Source organism: Haloarcula pelagica, assembly GCF_030127105.1.
Taxonomy (GTDB): Archaea; Halobacteriota; Halobacteria; order Halobacteriales; family Haloarculaceae; genus Haloarcula; species Haloarcula pelagica.
The window spans coordinates 2,918,798-2,934,392 of sequence record NZ_CP126161.1 but is presented as its reverse complement, the minus strand read 5'-3'; the positions used below and the strand labels follow the sequence as shown (position 1 = coordinate 2,934,392).

The 15,595-nt window shown below is 69.3% G+C and carries 21 protein-coding genes and 1 pseudogene; 13 read left to right on the top strand and 9 right to left on the bottom strand.

Annotated features, from left to right (window positions below; all coding sequences use genetic code 11):
- The first annotated feature begins 17 nt into the window (after positions 1-17).
- Positions 18-425: a universal stress protein gene (locus P1L40_RS15555; RefSeq protein WP_284008343.1), complete on the top strand. Its 408-nt coding sequence runs from the start codon at positions 18-20 to the stop codon at positions 423-425.
- Between the two features lie 30 nt (positions 426-455).
- On the opposite strand, the gene P1L40_RS15550 is transcribed toward P1L40_RS15555, so the two are convergent.
- The 4 genes from P1L40_RS15550 to P1L40_RS15535 all read right to left on the bottom strand — a co-directional run bounded on the left by P1L40_RS15550 (position 456) and on the right by P1L40_RS15535 (position 4,087).
- Positions 456-1,538 (bottom strand): asparagine synthase C-terminal domain-containing protein, encoded by a 1,083-nt coding sequence (locus tag P1L40_RS15550; protein ID WP_284008341.1) that lies wholly within the window; start codon positions 1,536-1,538, stop codon positions 456-458.
- Complete coding sequence (locus P1L40_RS15545; RefSeq protein WP_284008339.1) at positions 1,538-2,224, bottom strand: PHP domain-containing protein; 687 nt, start codon at positions 2,222-2,224, stop codon at positions 1,538-1,540. Before P1L40_RS15545 ends, P1L40_RS15550 begins: the two co-directional genes overlap by 1 nt.
- A gap of 328 nt (positions 2,225-2,552) precedes the next feature.
- Positions 2,553-3,776 (bottom strand): TIGR04347 family pseudo-SAM/SPASM protein, encoded by a 1,224-nt coding sequence (locus P1L40_RS15540; protein ID WP_284008337.1) that lies wholly within the window; start codon positions 3,774-3,776, stop codon positions 2,553-2,555.
- Positions 3,773-4,087 (bottom strand): Htur_1727 family rSAM-partnered candidate RiPP, encoded by a 315-nt coding sequence (locus P1L40_RS15535; RefSeq protein ID WP_284008335.1) that lies wholly within the window; start codon positions 4,085-4,087, stop codon positions 3,773-3,775. Before P1L40_RS15535 ends, P1L40_RS15540 begins: the two co-directional genes overlap by 4 nt.
- 107 nt (positions 4,088-4,194) lie before the next feature.
- Between P1L40_RS15535 and P1L40_RS15530 the strand changes: the two genes are divergently transcribed.
- The 5 genes from P1L40_RS15530 (at position 4,195) to P1L40_RS15510 (ending at position 7,682) form a co-directional block, all read left to right on the top strand.
- Positions 4,195-4,758 (top strand): GNAT family N-acetyltransferase, encoded by a 564-nt coding sequence (locus tag P1L40_RS15530; protein WP_284008333.1) that lies wholly within the window; start codon positions 4,195-4,197, stop codon positions 4,756-4,758.
- Between the two features lie 107 nt (positions 4,759-4,865).
- On the top strand, positions 4,866-5,549 hold the full coding sequence (locus tag P1L40_RS15525) for a CDP-alcohol phosphatidyltransferase family protein (protein WP_284008331.1): 684 nt from the start codon (positions 4,866-4,868) through the stop codon (positions 5,547-5,549).
- Positions 5,546-6,250, top strand: coding sequence for a CehA/McbA family metallohydrolase (locus P1L40_RS15520; protein ID WP_284008330.1), 705 nt, complete (start codon positions 5,546-5,548; stop codon positions 6,248-6,250). Before P1L40_RS15525 ends, P1L40_RS15520 begins: the two co-directional genes overlap by 4 nt.
- Positions 6,247-6,972, top strand: a complete 726-nt coding sequence (locus P1L40_RS15515) for a TVP38/TMEM64 family protein (RefSeq protein ID WP_284008329.1) — start codon at positions 6,247-6,249, stop codon at positions 6,970-6,972. The genes P1L40_RS15520 and P1L40_RS15515 overlap by 4 nt, the downstream gene beginning before the upstream one ends.
- Before the next feature lie 59 nt (positions 6,973-7,031).
- Positions 7,032-7,682, top strand: coding sequence for a metal-dependent hydrolase (locus P1L40_RS15510; protein ID WP_284008328.1), 651 nt, complete (start codon positions 7,032-7,034; stop codon positions 7,680-7,682).
- 80 nt (positions 7,683-7,762) lie between these two features.
- Here P1L40_RS15510 and P1L40_RS15505 read toward each other — a convergent pair whose 3' ends face one another.
- Positions 7,763-8,920, bottom strand: coding sequence for a multicopper oxidase domain-containing protein (locus P1L40_RS15505; protein ID WP_284008326.1), 1,158 nt, complete (start codon positions 8,918-8,920; stop codon positions 7,763-7,765).
- A gap of 212 nt (positions 8,921-9,132) precedes the next feature.
- Between P1L40_RS15505 and P1L40_RS15500 the strand changes: the two genes are divergently transcribed.
- The 3 genes from P1L40_RS15500 to P1L40_RS15490 all read left to right on the top strand — a co-directional run bounded on the left by P1L40_RS15500 (position 9,133) and on the right by P1L40_RS15490 (position 10,197).
- Entirely contained in the window at positions 9,133-9,510 is a 378-nt protein-coding gene (locus P1L40_RS15500) for a helix-turn-helix domain-containing protein (RefSeq protein ID WP_284008324.1), read from the top strand.
- A gap of 4 nt (positions 9,511-9,514) precedes the next feature.
- Positions 9,515-9,814 (top strand): DUF7521 family protein, encoded by a 300-nt coding sequence (locus tag P1L40_RS15495; RefSeq protein ID WP_284008322.1) that lies wholly within the window; start codon positions 9,515-9,517, stop codon positions 9,812-9,814.
- Between the two features lie 89 nt (positions 9,815-9,903).
- The gene (locus P1L40_RS15490) at positions 9,904-10,197 is read left to right on the top strand and encodes a DUF7521 family protein (RefSeq protein WP_284008320.1); all 294 of its coding nucleotides are present in this window, start codon (positions 9,904-9,906) and stop codon (positions 10,195-10,197) included.
- Between the two features lie 5 nt (positions 10,198-10,202).
- Here P1L40_RS15490 and P1L40_RS15485 read toward each other — a convergent pair.
- Positions 10,203-11,518: pseudogene (locus P1L40_RS15485) on the bottom strand (hypothetical protein).
- A gap of 43 nt (positions 11,519-11,561) precedes the next feature.
- On the opposite strand from P1L40_RS15485, the gene P1L40_RS15480 reads away from it, so the two are divergent.
- Both P1L40_RS15480 and P1L40_RS15475 read left to right on the top strand, forming a co-directional pair.
- Complete coding sequence (locus tag P1L40_RS15480; RefSeq protein ID WP_379775919.1) at positions 11,562-11,864, top strand: DUF2249 domain-containing protein; 303 nt, start codon at positions 11,562-11,564, stop codon at positions 11,862-11,864.
- Between the two features lie 2 nt (positions 11,865-11,866).
- Entirely contained in the window at positions 11,867-12,142 is a 276-nt protein-coding gene (locus P1L40_RS15475; RefSeq protein WP_379775227.1) for a glutamyl-tRNA reductase, read from the top strand.
- Here P1L40_RS15475 and P1L40_RS15470 read toward each other — a convergent pair whose 3' ends face one another.
- Genes P1L40_RS15470 through P1L40_RS15460 form a run of 3 tightly spaced genes read right to left on the bottom strand, consistent with a single transcriptional unit; the run spans position 12,143 to position 13,121 of the window.
- The gene (locus P1L40_RS15470; protein WP_284008318.1) at positions 12,143-12,463 is read right to left on the bottom strand and encodes a cupin domain-containing protein; all 321 of its coding nucleotides are present in this window, start codon (positions 12,461-12,463) and stop codon (positions 12,143-12,145) included.
- Positions 12,460-12,696 carry a DUF2249 domain-containing protein gene (locus P1L40_RS15465; protein ID WP_284008316.1) on the bottom strand — a complete coding sequence of 79 codons (237 nt, stop codon included), beginning with the start codon at positions 12,694-12,696 and terminating at the stop codon, positions 12,460-12,462. The genes P1L40_RS15470 and P1L40_RS15465 overlap by 4 nt, the downstream gene beginning before the upstream one ends.
- A gap of 53 nt (positions 12,697-12,749) precedes the next feature.
- Positions 12,750-13,121: a cupin domain-containing protein gene (locus tag P1L40_RS15460; protein ID WP_284008315.1), complete on the bottom strand. Its 372-nt coding sequence runs from the start codon at positions 13,119-13,121 to the stop codon at positions 12,750-12,752.
- Between the two features lie 88 nt (positions 13,122-13,209).
- Here P1L40_RS15460 and P1L40_RS15455 point away from each other — a divergent pair, with 88 nt between their 5' ends.
- Both P1L40_RS15455 and P1L40_RS15450 read left to right on the top strand, forming a co-directional pair.
- The gene (locus P1L40_RS15455) at positions 13,210-13,767 is read left to right on the top strand and encodes a DUF7998 family protein (protein WP_284008313.1); all 558 of its coding nucleotides are present in this window, start codon (positions 13,210-13,212) and stop codon (positions 13,765-13,767) included.
- 78 nt (positions 13,768-13,845) lie between these two features.
- Positions 13,846-15,591, top strand: a complete 1,746-nt coding sequence (locus P1L40_RS15450) for a cbb3-type cytochrome c oxidase subunit I (RefSeq protein ID WP_284008311.1) — start codon at positions 13,846-13,848, stop codon at positions 15,589-15,591.
- The last annotated feature ends 4 nt before the right edge of the window (positions 15,592-15,595 follow it).

Sequence of the window (15,595 nt, the reverse complement as noted above, 5' to 3'; positions counted from 1 at the left end):
GCGGGCAAGGTGTAAACATGTACCACGTCTTGCTCCCGGTCGACAGCAGCGAGGAGCGCGCCTCGGCACAGACGGCGGCGACGCTCGCGCTACCGGAGCCAGCCGAGTTCGTGAAAGCGACGGTCGTCCACGTCTTCGGCAGCGAGGAGATGGCCGAAAAGACCACTGTCGAGCAGACGACTGCGGGCAAGCGGATGGTCGAGGACCTCCGGGACGCCGGCGTCGAGGTCGAGACGATATCGGCCCACGGCGACCCCGACGAGCGGATCGTCACCGTCGCCGAGGACGAGGCGGCCGACATGATCGTGATGGGCGGTCGCAAGCGGTCGCCGCTTGGCGCGCTGGTGTTCGGCAGCGTCAGCCAGTCGGTCATCCTCGACTCCGAGCGGCCGGTCGCGGTCACCGGCGCCGGACACAGCGCCTGAGCCCACCGAGGGTCCCAGCGCCCCGACGAGTCACTCGACCAGCGACTCGACGTACTGGGTGACGTGGTCGTCCATCCGACGCTTGTAGCCGGCCTGCCTCGCGAGGCGGTCGAGTTCGCGGGCCGCGAGCGAGCCGTACTGTGCGGCCTTCTTGTCTCTGGTCGCGATGGCCTCGGGCAGCGAGCCCCGGGCGGCCTGCCGGAGCGCCCACTTGCGGGTGTCGCCGTCGACGAGGTGGTGATCGTCGAGGCCGAGCGCCGCCTCGACCACCCGGTCGTGCAACAGCGGCGCGACGGGTTCGACACCGGCCGCCCGCAGGGCCAGCACGTCGCGTTCGAGTTGGTCGGGCAGCGTGGCGACGACCTCCCGCTGGGCGCCTCGGACCGTCTCGGCCTCGACGCGGGGGTCGTCGGGCGCCTTCGCGACCTTCGCGTAGCCGCCGAACAGTTCGTCGGCCCCCTGCCCGACCGCGAGGCGGTCGAACCCGTCCGCGGCGACGCGCTCGGCAGTCAGGTACAGCGGGAGCGCGATCTGGACGGCCATAGCGTTCGTTCGACCGGTTGCCGCGACGATCTCGGGGACTGCCCGCTCGATGGCGTCGTGGGTCAGTTCGACGACCCGGAGGTCCCGATCCAGCAGGTCGGCCGCCGACCTGGCTGCCTCGACATCGTGGCTGTCGGGGAAGCCGGCGACGTACAGCGGCGCGTCCAGTCGCGCGGCCAGCAACGCGGAGTCGACGCCGCCCGAGAAAGCGATGGCGAGGCCGGCGGTGTCGACCGCGTCGACGCTCGTCTCGACGGCGTCTCGAACGGTGGCGACGGCCGCCTCGTCGTCGGCCAGCGGCGCCGGGTCCGGCAGCGAGAAGACCCGGCGTGTCCCCCTCTTGTCCCGGACGTGGCCGGCCGGGAACGACCGCGGGTCGTCGAGATCCGATGGGTCGCTACTCCACTCCGGCAGCCCGTCGTCGCTCGCGTCCTCGACGAACAGCGGGTACCGACCGAGCACGTCCCGGACGAGACGGTCGTCGATCTCGCCCGCGAACCCGGCAGTACCCGAGAGCGGGTCGCCGCTATCGAGCGCTGCCCCGACCGCTGTCTCGGACGCTCCGCGCATCAGCCCAGGAAGCTCCCCAGCCGGTTCTTCACGCGGCGTTTGGCCCCGCCGGCGGCCTGCCGGAAGCTGATCCGCCAGGGTGTCCGCTCGCCCTCGACGGTCGTCCGGCCGTCCCGGACGGCTTCGAGGATCGCGTCCTGCGAGCGGTCGGCGGCGTCGACGTTGGTGACCGCCTGTCCGACCATCTCGGCGATGTGAGCGTCGCTGCCGGCCGTCATCGGCAGCCCGCGGCGCCTGGCGAATCGTTCGGCCTGTCGGTTCGACCGGCCCGTCAACAGCCGGGAGTTGTACACCTCGATGGCGTCGGCGGCCGCGAGTTCGTCCTTCGAGATGTGTTCCAGCACCCCGGACCGGGACTCCTGAAACGGATGGGGGACGACGGCGGTCCCGCCCTGCTCGCGGATGCGGTCGAGCGTCTCTTCGAAGGCCAGTCCCGGCGGGATGGGCTCCTGGATACCCAGGGCCAGCACGTGGCCGGCGGCGCAGGTCACCTCCATGCCCGTAATCCCGATCAGGCCGTACTCCGGGGCGAGTTCGGCGGCCCGGACACTGGCCGATAGCTCGTCGTGATCGGTGACCGCGAGCGCGTCCAACCCGACAGCCTCGGCCTGCTCTAAGAGGAGTTCGACGGGGTCCCGACCGTCGTGGGAGAGCGACGAGTGTGTGTGAAGCTCGACCGACAGCACACCCACGGGTAGGCGAGGATGGGGCAAAAACACCTCGGTACGCGGCCGGCAGCCCCGTTCTCCCCGACGACGACCGGCAGCCGGCCGGACCGTGGCAACGCGGTCGCCCCGCGCCCGAGACGAGTGCGCCGCGACACGCAGTCCACTGGTCCCGAAGGGTCGCCCGAGCCCACCGGGCGACCGTGATCCGAACGAGCGCGACGGTGCTCCTGTGCTGGAGCCACGGACAGATACCCGCGCGGCCGCGTTCCGACGGCCGCACGTAGATGTTCGGGACGAAAGCTATTATCTCGGCGGCCCGAGAGCGGAGGGAATTGAAGTGGGAGTGTCAGTCCGCAGTCTCGGTGTGGCCGGCGTCGACGAACGGCTCAGCCCCCCTGATCTCGTCCTCGTCGAGGTAACACTGCGGGTCCGGCGCGAACAGATCGTCTTCGACGGTGAGCGCACGGAGGCGGGAGCCGCCACGGCAGATCCCGGCGTACCGACAGTCCGCACACTTCCCGGAGAGGTGGTCCTCCCGCTCTCGTAGCCCCCGGAGCAACGGGTTCGACTCGTCCTCCCAGATGGCACCGAACGGGCGGTCCCGGACGTTTCCGAGGGTGTAGCCCTGCCAGAACTGCGTGGGGTGGACGTTGCCCTGGTAGTCGATGTCCGCGACCCGTTCGCCGGTCGGGTCGCCGCCGTTGACACGGAGGTACTCGTAGACCCGGCGGGCCTGTGCCTCGCCGAGGTGTTCCCGGGCGTACTCGACGATGTAGGCGGCGTCGGCGTAGTTGCCGACCAGCAGCGTCTCGATCTCCTCGCCCCGGTCGTGGTACTCGCGGGTCATGTCACAGACCCGCTGGACCGCCTGGCGGCGCTCGACGGGGGTGAGGTCGGCGTCGACGATCTCGGTCCCGCGGCCGCCGTAGTCCAGGTGATAGAAACAGAAACGGTCGACGCCCACGTCGGTCAGCAGATCGACGACGCCCTCCAGATCCGGGGCGTTGCGGTCGGTGATCGTGTACCGGAGGCCGGTCTTCAGCCCGGCGTCGAGGCAGTTCTCGATCCCCTGGATCGCCCCCTCGAAGGCGCCCTCCATCCCGCGGAAGTCGTCGTTGGCGTCGGGGAGGCCGTCGACGGAGACGCCAGCGTACTTGAGCCCGGCGGCTTTCAGCGACTCGGCCCGCTCCTCGGTGATGAGGGTCCCGTTGGTCGAGAGCACCGGCCGGACGCCGACCTCGTTCGCGTGGGCGACCAGTTCTTCGAGGTCCTGGCGCACGAGCGGTTCGCCCCCCGAGAAGAGCACGACCGGCGCGCTGTAGTCGGCCAGGTCCGAGAGCACGGCCTTCCCCTCGGCCGTCGACAGTTCGCCGTCGGCGATGTCGGTGTCCGCAGCCGCGTAGCAGTGGTCACAGTAGAGGTTACACTGCTTGGTGACGTTCCAGACGACGACGGGGCGGCGCTGTTTCTCCTCGCGGATCTGGGCCTTCGTCGAGTCGTCAGCCGCGTCGTAGCGCAGGCCGTCGCCCTCGGCGTCTAGGTCACAGAGCAGTTTCGAGACGGAGATCACGCGTCCTCACCCCGGAGCGTCTCGGCGTGCATCTCGGCCTCGTCCATCGTGGCGTCACCCTCGTCGGCCGCCGGATCGAGCGCCAGGGCTTCGTCCTGGAACCGCCTGGTCTCGTCGGCCGGACACAGCCACAGCGCCGCGGCCGCGTGACCGAACAGTTTCTCCGCCTGCTCGCGGGCGATCTCCGCCGAGGGCGCGCTGACGCTGCCGGCGTGGGTCAGCGGGTCCGCGGCCGCTTCGCGGACGAACACTTCCCACTCGCGGCTCGTCGCACCCCGTGGGGCGTCGACCTCGTGATCCAGTTCTCCCATACCCGGGTCTTGTTGTCCCACTAAAAAACGGGCCGAGCGCGTTCCCAGGGGTTGGGAACAGCAGTCACACGGTCATTTATGCCGGTTCCTCGCGCAGAGCCCGACAGATGCAACTCTGGCGGCTCACCCGCAACCGGTACGGCCGCGCCGTCTACGACGCGCTCGCCGACCGCGGCGTCACTGCGACATCGATGATCGAGTACGTCGCGGAGTTGGGCGACGAGACACAGATACCCGACGAGGGCCGCTTCACCGTCGAGCGGACGCCTCCCGAGCGGGTCGACCCGCTGGACGCGCCCACGGCGGAACTGCTCGCCGACGAATCGGTCGTCGCCGCCTTCGACGGTGAGACGCCGCTTGGCTACCTCTTCTGTTCGGTCGACGCGACCCACGAGATTCATCCCCTCGAACGGCGGGTGCAGTTCGACGGGGCGTACGTCCGGCGGGTCTACGTCGATCCGTCCCACCGCAACCGCGGCGTGGCGACGCGGCTGGTCGCCGACGCGCTCGCCAGGGCCAGCGACAGGGGGGCGGAGCGGGCCACGGCGCTCGTCGCCGTCGACAACCGTCCCTCCCGGGCGCTGTTCGAGCGCCACGGTTTCGCTCCCCGGCAGAAACGTCGCTACGTCAGAGTCGGGCCGTTCTCTCACCGCTCGGTGGCCGACGCCTGACCCGTCCGGATCGCTACGGAACGCTCCGTAGCTATATAGATTGAAACTGAGTAAATAATTGACGGGCCAGATTTATACTTCGGGGCCGGGTGTCTTCGGACGAGCGGATGACCGGGGAACTCCGAGAGGCGATACGGGGCGTCTGGGCCGACCGTCGCGTGACGGACACGGGCGATCGAACCAACGTCTTCAGACAGTTGACGGGGGCCGACTACATCAGCCTCGCGGCGCTGCTGGTCGGCTGGGGGAGCGCACTGCTGCTCGTGCGCGGCGAGCCGAACCTGGCGCTGCTGGCGATGTTCGGCGCGTTCGTACTGGACAAGGCCGACGGCTGGTACGCCCGCCGGACGGGATCCTCCTCGCCCTTCGGCCGGCAGGTCGACTCGTTCATCGACATCTTCGCGTACCTCGTGCCGGCGGTCCTGCTGTACCACACCGTCCTCGCGCCGAACGACCTCGCGAGCCTGATCGTCGGGTTCCTCGTGTTCGCCTTCGGCGGGCTCCGCCTCGTCCGGCACAACAGCGAGGGATTCGGTTCTGACGGCGGCGCGAGCTACTACCACGGGACGACCGTCGTCCACACGAACCTCGTCGTCGTCGGGACCTACTTCCTCTGGGCGCTTGTCCCCGTCTGGAACGGCTGGCTCGCCGGCCTCGTCGTCGCCGCCGTCTGCCCGCTGATGGTCTCGGACTACAAGGCCTACAAGACCGACGTGAGTCACGTACTGGCCGCGCTCGGGGCGGCCGTCGCAACCGCGCTGGCGCTGGCGCTGGAGTTCGGGTATCTATGAGCGGCCCCGGACCGGCGGGGGCCGCCGACGAGCGGACCGTCCGCGTCGACCCGCATCTCCACACCGTCGCCTCCTACGACGCCCGGGCGATGCCCGAACGACTGCTGGCCCGCGCGAGCGAGGTCGGCCTGGACGCCGTCGTCGTCACCGACCACGACACCGTCGAGGGCGCCCGGATCGTCGCCGACCTGGCGCCCGACTACGGGCTCGTCGGCATCGTCGGCTGTGAGGTCTCGACCGCCGACGGCCACCTCCTCGCGCTCGGTGTCGACGAGGCGCCCGAGCCCGGTCGCCCGCTGCCCGAGACGGCCCGGACGGTCCAGGCCGACGGGGGCGTCGCCGTCGTCCCCCACCCGTTCCAGCGGTCGCGCCACGGCGCGAGCGCCGGCGCGATCGACGACGTGGACGGGATCGAGGTGTACAACGCCCACGCGCTGACGAACCTCCGGAACCGACAGGCCGAACGGTTCGCGTCCGTCCGCGCGTATCCGGCCTTCGGCGGGAGCGACGCCCACCGCACGTCGGGTATCGGGCGCGCGGCCACGGCCGTCCGGTTGGCCGAGACGGCCGTCTCCGAGCGGGCGATCCTCGACGGGATGCGGGCCGGCCGGACGGCCGCCATCTGGCGGCGGTTCTCCCGCTGGCAGTTCCTCACCAAGGTCGTCGAGAACGCGAAGCGGAAGACCCTCTCGCTGCTGTGACCGGACCAGACGCGGACGACGGCCCGGCCGACGGGTCCGGGCTGTTCAGTTCGCAGGCGGCCCGTCGGGACGCGCTCCGGCGGTCTGTCGTCCTGCTGGTCGCGCTCCTCGGGACGACCGGCGCGCTCACCGTCCTGGTCCCGGAACTCACGGACGCGGGCTGGCTGCGGGCGCAACTGGCCGGCCTCGGCGCGTACGCCCCGCTTGCGTTTGTCGCCCTCCAGACCGTCCAGGTGATCCTCGCGCCGATCCCCGGGCAAGTGCTGGGCGGCGTCGGGGGCTACCTGTTCGGGACGCTGGCCGGCACTGTCTACAGCATGCTCGGCGTGACGCTCGGCAGCGCAATCGTCTTCGTCCTCGCCCGGCGTCGCGGCCGCCCGTACGTCGAGCGCGTCGTCGACGACGCGGCGCTCGCCCGCTGGGACGCCATCGTCGAGCGGGGCGGCACCGGCGGCCTGTTCGTCCTCTTTCTCCTCCCGACGTTTCCCGACGACTTGCTCTGTCTGGTCGCGGGCCTCTCGACCGTACGCACACGGACGTTCCTCGCGCTCGTGATCGTCGGCCGGACGCCCTCGTTTCTCGCCGTCGCCTACGCCGGCCAGGAGGCCGCTTCGGGGCAGTTCCGGAGCGTCGCGGCGGTGCTGACGGCGCTGGCGCTGGCCTCAGCGGTCGTCTATCTGCTGAAAGACCGCGTCCTCGCCCGCCTGCAGCGCCGCTCCTGAGCGCCGCCCCACCCGACTGTTTATTCCTATTGAGCCGTACCGAGTGGTACGTACTCCGTATGATGGCGACGACACACGCCCTGCTGGGCGTCGCGGTAGCGGCCCTCTCGTACCCGCTGGTCGGCGATCACGTCGGCGCGCCGCTCGTCCTCGCGGCGGCGTTCGCGGGCGGGCTCGCTCCCGACATCGACGTGCTGGGCCACCACCGCAAGACCACACACTTCCCGGTGGGCTACTCGGTGCTCGCTGTCGCCGCGTCGGCCGTCGTCGCGCTCGCGCCCGGTCCCGTGACGGTCGCGCTGGCCGTCGCACTCGTCGCTGCCGCGCTCCACGCCGTCTCGGACATCTTCGGCGGCAGCCCCGAGCCGGAGCCCTGGAACCCGACGGTTGACCGGGCCGTGTTCGACCACCTGCTCGGCCGGTGGCACCGACCGCGACGCTACGTCCGCTACTCCGGTGCGCCGGAGGACTTCCTCCTGGGTGCCGGCGCGGGACTGGTCGCTATCGCGGCATCGGCCACCTCGCCCACCGCAGACGCGGCCCTGTGGGCCGTGCTGGCGTTCTCGGCTGTCTACACCCTGACGCGGAAACGGTTCGGACAGTTACAGAGGGTGCTCGGCCGCCTGGCTCCGGCGTGGGTGACACCGGCTGTTCGGGTCGTCGAGCGAGACGACGGCGGGACGACCCTCGCCGTCGGCCGCGGGGAGTAGCGCTCCGAGAACCGATCACACGTACTCACGGCTTCGACTCGCGGTTTCACCGCTCGCTTGTCCCGAAGGGTTCACTCCGTTCACCCTTCGTACCCCGCGTACTCCATCAACTGCCCGAAGATGTCGGTGTCCATGGCCTCCTTGTAGACGACGCCGGTGAGCATCCCGCCGGGGTACGCGCTCCCGTTCATCACGTGGTTGACCTTGTGACAGTGCATGAGGTAGATGCCGGGGTCGGCGTCGGCGGTGAACTCGACGGTCCGGCGGCCGGCCGGCGGGATCGAACACACGTCCTGCTCGTGGCGGGCAGCGTCGGGAATCTGGCCGCCGTCCTTGTGGGTCACCTCGAACCGGTGGTTGTGGACGTGCATCGGGTGGTCCATGTAGCCCGCGTTGAGCATGTGTAGGCGGACCGTATCCCCCTGTTCGACGATGATCGGCGAGCCGTCTTCGGGGTGGAGGGTCCGGGGTGCGGACTTGCCGTTGACAGTGAACGTGTCGGGGTTGCGGTTGCGCGGGCTGTAGCTCGCGTCCATACCCGCCATCTGCTTGTTGAGCCGGGAGTCCCACTCCTTCAAGGAGAGGAAGTACTCCTTGTCGGCCGGTTCGTACCCCTCGGGGTCGACGCGGAAGATGCCGTACATCCCCATGTCGAGGTGCCGCGGGGTCTGGTAGTGACAGTGGTACAGGTGGGTCCCAGGCACGTCCGCGGGGATGGTGTAGGTGTGTTGCTCGCCGGGGTCGACGCGGATGCCCGTCGTCGTCGGGACGCCGTCGTCCTCCCACTGTTTCGAGACGGCGTGGAAGTGGATCGTGTGCGGGCGCATCCCGTCGGAGTTGTCCAGCGTCACCTCCATGTCCTCGCCCTCGGTCGTCCGGAGGATGGGACCGGGGACGCTGGGCGAGCCGTCGTCGGCCTTGAACGCCCAGACCTGCGGGAGTTCGACCGGACCGCCCATGGACTCGCCGGGGTGGGCGTCGTGACGCGCGGGGACGGACGAGAGCGTGACCTCGCCGCCCTGTTCGTCGACGTTGACGACCTCGGGCGGGGAGGTCGTCGGGAGACTGCTGGACTGATTCGCGGCCGTCGACGCCGTGTCCGTGGCCGCCTCGACCGTCTCCTGTGGGTCGCCGGGTGCCGCACAGCCCGCGAGCGCGAGCGTGCCGCCGAGGCCGGATGCTTTCACGAAGTCGCGACGGGAGATCCCCGAGCCGGGTGCACCGATTGGATCAGTCATGTACACGTCGGGATAAGACACCTCTGTATAAACCCCCTACAGCGCGTTCTCAGCCGAGTAGAAGCGTTCCCGGCGAGTGAGAACGGGCGAGCGGCTTTCATAAGACTACCCTAAGTTTCGGGGGTCGCTCCGGGACTGAATCGCCCGCCTGCGGAAGGTTTCGGCGGGATTCGGGAATCTTAACCGTGTCGAGAGAGCACGTCCCGACAACGATGGTCCGGGACCCGTTCGCTGACGACGAGACACCGGAGTTGGAGACGGTGCTCGACGCGCTCGACGACGAGGACTGTCGAGCGATCGTCAGCGTGCTCGACGAGCCGATGACGGCGAGCGAGATATCGGAGGAGAGCGGGGTTCCGCTGTCGACGGCCTACCGCAAACTCGAACTGCTGACGGAGTCGTCGCTGCTGTACGAAGGCGTCGAAGTCCGACCCGACGGCCAGCACGCCAGCCGGTACGCGGTCGACTTCGAGGAGGTGGTCATCGGCCTGGACGAGGACCGGAAGCTCGCGGTCGACATCTCACACCGCGCACGCTCGCCGGACCAGCGCCTGGAGAACCTCTGGTCGGAGGTCCGCAAGGAGACGTAGTACCATGCCACACATCCCAAGCTCACAGATCGGTATCGTCGTCTCGAAGACGCTCATCCTCATCATCGGGGGGCTGATCACCTACTACTCGTATCAGGCCTACCGGCGGACCAACGCCCCACAACACAAGTGGCTCACGTACGGCTTCGGGGTGGTGACCCTGGGGGCAGTACTGGGCGGCGTCCTCGATATCGTGGTCAGCAACGTCTACAACGTCGACCTCATCTACACGAGCGTGTTCGTCTCCAGTGGCCTGACCGCAATCGGGCTCGGGATCATCCTCTACTCGCTGTACGTCCGGTAGCGCGGCCCTGGCCGGGCCGGCGGTGGCTTCCCACGTCCTGAAAATCCCCTGCAATTTATATTGACGGTTCCGTTCCAGCAGTGACTGTCATGATCGGTCCCAGTACGATCCTGCTGATCGCCGCCAAGACGGTGACACTGCTCTGTGGCGCGGTGCTGACCGCCCTGACTTACCGTGCCTACCGCCGGACGGACGCACGGGCGATGCGGGCGCTGTTCGTCGGTATCGGACTCGTGACCGTCGGGAGCATCTTCGCCGGGAGCCTCCACCAGGTGTTCGAGTTCCCGGTCGCGACCAGTGTCACCGTCGAGAGTTCATTTACCGCCGCGGGGTTTGCCGTCCTCACCTACTCGCTGTACACCGAGCAGCCGACGGACGGATGACCGGCCTATCGGTCCCACGCGCGAGCGAGCCGGCCACCCAGGAGTTCCGGCATCGACTGTGGGCTGTGGGCGACGAGGACGGTGACGAGGTTCGCCCCGAACAGCGCGGCCCCGGCGAACGCGAGCGTCCCCGCGGCCGTCGCCGCGACCGCCGGCAAGAGTCCGGCGTCGTGAGCGACCGCGAGAAGCCCGGCGGCAACGAAGGCCGTCACGTCGGCGACGGCGACCCGGCCGTCGTAGAGGTCGTCGATCATCGGCACGTCCTCGAATCCGAGTCGGTCGCTGTAGCGGTGGACCCAGACGATGAAGGGGACGACGTGGTACAGCGTCCCCAGGACGACGAAGCCGACGACGCCGACGAGCAGCAGGCTCCCCGTCACCGGGTGGCCGAACAACCCGGCGTAGCCAAGCGGGTCGCGGAGCCAGGTCAGCGCCGCGAGCGGCGCCCACCCCAGCACCGAGACGGCGACGACGGCGTACCGGGTCAGCATCGGCGACCAGTCGACGGTCGCGCCGACGAGCCGGCGGGCCAGGACAAGGCCGACGGTCGCCAGACCGGCCGCGACGAGCACACCGCCGAGACGGGCGACTGTCGGGACAGCGAGCAGCCGTCCCCCGCCAGCAGCAGGACGCCGACCGGGTAGCCGACGGCGACCGCCCGTTCCGCGAGCGTGGCCAGGCGGCCGGTGTCGGCCTGGGTGAACATCGGCACCAACTGTGCGAGCGCGCCCACGACGGTCGCCAACACGGCGCCGAAGACCGCGAGCGTCGCGTGCGCGGTGAGCAGCGTGGCCCGAGAGACCCCGGCGACCGGCAGGACCCCGACCGCCCGATCCAGCGCCAGCCCGAGGCCCGCGAGCGTAACGAGGACGAAAAAGCCCAGCGCGACGGCGAACAGCCCCGTCGTCACGTCCGGGGCAGCGCGCCGGAGCGTCCGGCCGAGGTTGTAACAGAACACCCAGACGCCGGCCAGTGCGAGGGCGCCCGCGACCGGCAGGAGCGTGTCGGCACGGAGCGGGAACCCGGCGGCCAGGCCGGCGAACCCGACCGCCGCGAGGGGCAACTGCAGCGCGGCCAGCCGCCGGGAGTGCAACTCGACGCCGGCCCAGACCGGGACGAACTGGGTCATCGCGCCGAGGATCGTGAGACAAACCCAGCCGGCAAGCAGGAGGTGGACCTGGGCGAGGTGGCCGGCACGGCCGCCGAGAACGCCGACCGCGACGCCCGCGACGAGAAAGCCAAGCGCCACGACGAAGTGTCGCAGCGGGATCGTCATGGGCGGGCCGGCCTCCGCGTCGATGTCTCCGGGGAGCGCGCTCATGTCCGACCGTTCGGTCCGCGTCCTGCTGGCACTGGTTCCGAACATGTTCGGGGAAACCGACGGCGGCGGTGGGGACCTACCGTCGTCCATGGACCCCGTGGCACTGCTCGCCGAGACGGACGCACCGACCGACGCACCGACCGAGCGACTGGACGTGCGCGACCTCGGGCCGCCCGAACCGCTCCGGCAGACCCTGGAGACGCTCGCGGACCTGGACGACGCCGTCCTCGTCCAGGAGAACGACCGCGCTCCACAGCACCTCTACCCGAAGCTCGACGACCGGGGCTACGACTACGAGACGATCGAGACCGACGACGCGACCGTGACGATCATCTGGACGCCATGAGTGTGAACGACGACACGACGGAGCCGACGATCGACGTGGAACAGGCGCTCGGACAGCTCGCCGCACGCGGTGCTGAGGTCCGGGCCGAACAGCTCGAAGAGGCGCTCACGCGGCTGCGTGCGGACGGCGACCTCACCGACGAACAGGTCGCCGCGCTCGAACAGTTGAGCGAGCGTCTGGTCGACAGACTGCTGGCAGTCCCCGAGGAGACGCTACGGGAGGCCGCCAACCGCGGCGACGAGGAGGCGGTCGAGACGGCGATGGAGCTGTTCGGCTGACTACTCGTCGGCCAGCACTACGAGCGCCTCGGCGTCGGTGACCGCCGTCGGCGAGATGTCCTGTGCGCCGTCGAACCGCGCGATCTCGCCGGCCGACAGCGACAGCGTCTCGGTCCCCAGGTGGAGGTCGAACTCGCCCTCGCGGACCAGAAAGAGGATCTGCTGGCCGGGGTGTCGGTGCGGCGGGACCGACTCGCCGGCGTCGAGGGCCAGCCGGACGGTCCGGGGGTCGCCCTCGAACAGCGGCGTCCGGCCGTCGCCGTCCAGTTCCGACAGCGAGACACGTTCGGTCCCGGTCGTGGTGTCGCCCGACTGCGTCATGCTTCTTTGGGGAGGTCGGCGACGTATTTCCCGTCCGCGACCTTCCGGCAGTCGTACCCCTCCGCGTCGAAGGCCTCGACTTCCGCCTGCATCTCGTAGAACAGGGGTTTGGGTTCGTGGTCGTTGACGATCCGTAACACCTCGCCGGCGTCCAGGTCGGCGAAGGCCGAGTGGATCTTCGGGTGGCGTTCCGGCGGCGGCATCTCTCGGAGGTCGAGTTCGGTCGCTGGCATCACCAGACGGTTCGTCGCCGACCGCCCAGGGCGTGTCGCCGAACGTGTTCGGGTCACTCGGGGTCGAACGTCCCCTCGCGGAGCCCGCGCCGGACCGGATCGTGCTCGGCGTCGGTCGGGGGCGGCGCGGTCACGAGCGTCGCCTCCAGGCGACCCTCCACGGCGCGGACGCCCCGGTCCTCGCCGGCCGGGACGGCGACCACGTCGCCCGGTTCGACCGCGTGCTCCTCGTCGCCGTCGCGGACGACACCGGTCCCCGAGCGGACGGTGATCGCCACGTCGCTGTCGGGCGCGTGGACCGGGATGAACTGCCCGGGCTCGAAGTACCCGAGGACGACCTTCTGGCGGTCGGTCTCGTGGACGGTCCGGGCCGAGAACTGTTCGTCGTGGTAGGCGCGTTCGTCGTCGAAACTCGTCGCGACCATCACCGGCTGTCGGGGTCGGCCGACGGTGGGAGTTCGTGCGAACACGTTCGGCACAATCGCCTGTGTGACGGCGCCACAATCGTCGCGTATGAGCTTCCTCTCCGGTCTCCGGGGGTCCGGCACCGACGCCGGCTTCGACGACTACGACACGTTCGCGCCCGAGCACGTCCCCGAGCCAGGGTCGTTCATCGAGGACGGTACGGTCCTGACCGGCTCCGACCACGCCGCTTTCCACCGGCTGACGATGGACCTGTTCGACGAGCGGGGGGTCTACGACATGACCTTCGGCTACAACCTCGCGCAGTTGAACCTCGACCACCGTCACCCCGACGCCGGCTTCCGCTACGCCCGCGAGCCCGACGACCCCGGCGTCCTCCGGGCGGCGTTTACCCCGACCACGGAGTTTTGCCCGCAGAGCGACACGCTCACGGTCGGCGCGTTTCGGGCCTGGAACGGCCTCGCGGAGCGTCACGAGTACGACCTCGTCCGCGTCCGCGTCGATCCGATACACCACGAGAGCGTCGCCATCAACGGGAAACTCAAGCAACTGGAGGAGACCTACCGCGAGACCGGGGAGATTCCCGAGCAGGTCGGGGACAGCGGCGACGACGAGCGACCCGAGACGGACGTAGAGACGCCGTTCTGAGCGGGCCGCGCGCTGTGGCACGGCGGGCGAACATATTCCCGAGAAAGCCCACGGGGCGAGCGTCGGAACGGGACCCAAATGGCAGTCGGTACACTCGTCACGACGGCACTGATGGCGACGTTGCTAGTGGGCGTGATCGCGGCGCTCGCCCGCGTCGAGAACTGGCGGTCGTACGCCCCGACGGTCGGGGGCGGCGGCACCGCGACCGGGACCGGCCACGAGAAACCGAGCGGGGTCGTCCGCTGGCTGACGACGGTCGACCACAAGGACATCGGCATCCTCTACGGGGCGTTCGCGGTCCTCGCGTTCGCCTGGGGCGGTGTCGCCGTCGTCCTCATGCGCTTCGAGTTGCTCTACCCCGCACAGGACTTCATCGGCGCGAACCTCTACAACGGCCTGTTGACCACCCACGGGATCACGATGCTGTTCCTGTTCGGGACGCCGATCCTGGCGGCGTTCTCGAACTACTTCGTCCCGCTGTTGATCGGGGCCGACGACATGGCGTTCCCGCGGATCAACGCCATCGCGTTCTGGCTGCTCCCGCCGGCCGCCCTGCTCATCTGGGGTGGCCTCATCGGCGCACCGTTCCTCGAAGGGGTCGAACCGGCACAGACGGCCTGGACGATGTACGCGCCGCTGTCGGTCGAACAGCCCAATCCGGGCGTCGATCTGATGTTGCTGGGCCTGCATCTCTCGGGGGTCGCGGCGACGATGGGCGCGATCAACTTCGTCGCGACCATCTTCACCGAGCGCGGGGAGGATGTCACCTGGGCGAACCTCGACATCTTCTCCTGGACGGTGCTGGTCCAGTCCGGCCAGATCCTCTTTGCCTTCCCGCTGTTGGGCAGTGCGCTGGTGATGCTCCTGTTGGACCGGAACCTCGGGACGACGTTTTTTACGACCGACGGGGGCGGTCCGCTGCTGTGGCAACACCTGTTCTGGTTCTTCGGCCACCCCGAAGTGTACATCCTCGTGCTCCCGCCGATGGGGCTGATCAGCTACATCCTGCCGAAGTTCACCGGCCGGAAACTGTTCGGCTTCAAGTTCGTCGTCTACTCGACGCTGGCGCTCGGTGTGCTCTCCTTCGGGGTCTGGGCCCACCACATGTTCGCGACCGGGATGGACCCGCGGCTCAGAGCCTCGTTCATGGCCGTCTCCATCGCCATCGCCATCCCCAGCGCGGTCAAGACGTTCAACTGGATGGCGACGATGTGGAACGGGAGTCTGCGGCTGACCGCGCCCTTCCTGTTCTGTGTCGGCTTCGTCGCGAACTTCATCGTCGGCGGCGTCACCGGCGTCTTCGAGGCGGCCATCCCCGTCGATCTGATCCTCCACGACACCTACCACGTCGTCGCGCACTTCCACTACGTCATCATGGGCGGCATCGCCTTCGCCGTCTTCGCGGGCATCTACTACTGGTTCCCGATCTACACCGGCCGGTGGTACCAGCGCAGCCTGGCGAAGTGGCACTTCTGGCTGACGATGCTGGGGACCAACGTCACCTTCTTCCCGATGGTGTTGCTGGGCTACGCCGGGATGCCCCGCCGGTACGCCACCTACGATGTCACCGCCGGCCCGATCGACCTGTTCACCCTGTTGCACCAGGCGGCCACCGCGGGCGTCGTCCTCCTCGTGGTCGGTCAGTTGATCTTCCTCTGGAACCTCGTCCAGTCCTGGCTGGAAGGCCCTCGCGTCACCGACCGTGACCCCTGGAACCTCGCGGAGACGGACCAGTACTCCCGTGAGTTCGCCTGGTTCGCCGACGAGAAACTCCCGGCACTGACCGACGGCGGCGAGGAGACGGACGGAGACGGGCGCGACTGACCGA

Coding starts and splice junctions, on each gene's coding strand:
- P1L40_RS15490 (WP_284008320.1), top strand. CDS start 9,904: ATGATCGGTCCCAGTACGATCCTGCTGATCGCCGCCAAGACGGTGACA.
- P1L40_RS15495 (WP_284008322.1), top strand. CDS start 9,515: ATGCCACACATCCCAAGCTCACAGATCGGTATCGTCGTCTCGAAGACG.
- P1L40_RS15530 (WP_284008333.1), top strand. CDS start 4,195: ATGCAACTCTGGCGGCTCACCCGCAACCGGTACGGCCGCGCCGTCTAC.
- P1L40_RS15460 (WP_284008315.1), bottom strand. CDS start 13,121: ATGGTCGCGACGAGTTTCGACGACGAACGCGCCTACCACGACGAACAG.
- P1L40_RS15465 (WP_284008316.1), bottom strand. CDS start 12,696: ATGCCAGCGACCGAACTCGACCTCCGAGAGATGCCGCCGCCGGAACGC.
- P1L40_RS15510 (WP_284008328.1), top strand. CDS start 7,032: ATGATGGCGACGACACACGCCCTGCTGGGCGTCGCGGTAGCGGCCCTC.
- P1L40_RS15500 (WP_284008324.1), top strand. CDS start 9,133: ATGGTCCGGGACCCGTTCGCTGACGACGAGACACCGGAGTTGGAGACG.
- P1L40_RS15505 (WP_284008326.1), bottom strand. CDS start 8,920: ATGACTGATCCAATCGGTGCACCCGGCTCGGGGATCTCCCGTCGCGAC.
- P1L40_RS15520 (WP_284008330.1), top strand. CDS start 5,546: ATGAGCGGCCCCGGACCGGCGGGGGCCGCCGACGAGCGGACCGTCCGC.
- P1L40_RS15555 (WP_284008343.1), top strand. CDS start 18: ATGTACCACGTCTTGCTCCCGGTCGACAGCAGCGAGGAGCGCGCCTCG.
- P1L40_RS15535 (WP_284008335.1), bottom strand. CDS start 4,087: ATGGGAGAACTGGATCACGAGGTCGACGCCCCACGGGGTGCGACGAGC.
- P1L40_RS15550 (WP_284008341.1), bottom strand. CDS start 1,538: ATGCGCGGAGCGTCCGAGACAGCGGTCGGGGCAGCGCTCGATAGCGGC.
- P1L40_RS15470 (WP_284008318.1), bottom strand. CDS start 12,463: ATGACGCAGTCGGGCGACACCACGACCGGGACCGAACGTGTCTCGCTG.
- P1L40_RS15455 (WP_284008313.1), top strand. CDS start 13,210: ATGAGCTTCCTCTCCGGTCTCCGGGGGTCCGGCACCGACGCCGGCTTC.
- P1L40_RS15450 (WP_284008311.1), top strand. CDS start 13,846: ATGGCAGTCGGTACACTCGTCACGACGGCACTGATGGCGACGTTGCTA.
- P1L40_RS15525 (WP_284008331.1), top strand. CDS start 4,866: ATGACCGGGGAACTCCGAGAGGCGATACGGGGCGTCTGGGCCGACCGT.
- P1L40_RS15480 (WP_379775919.1), top strand. CDS start 11,562: ATGTTCGGGGAAACCGACGGCGGCGGTGGGGACCTACCGTCGTCCATG.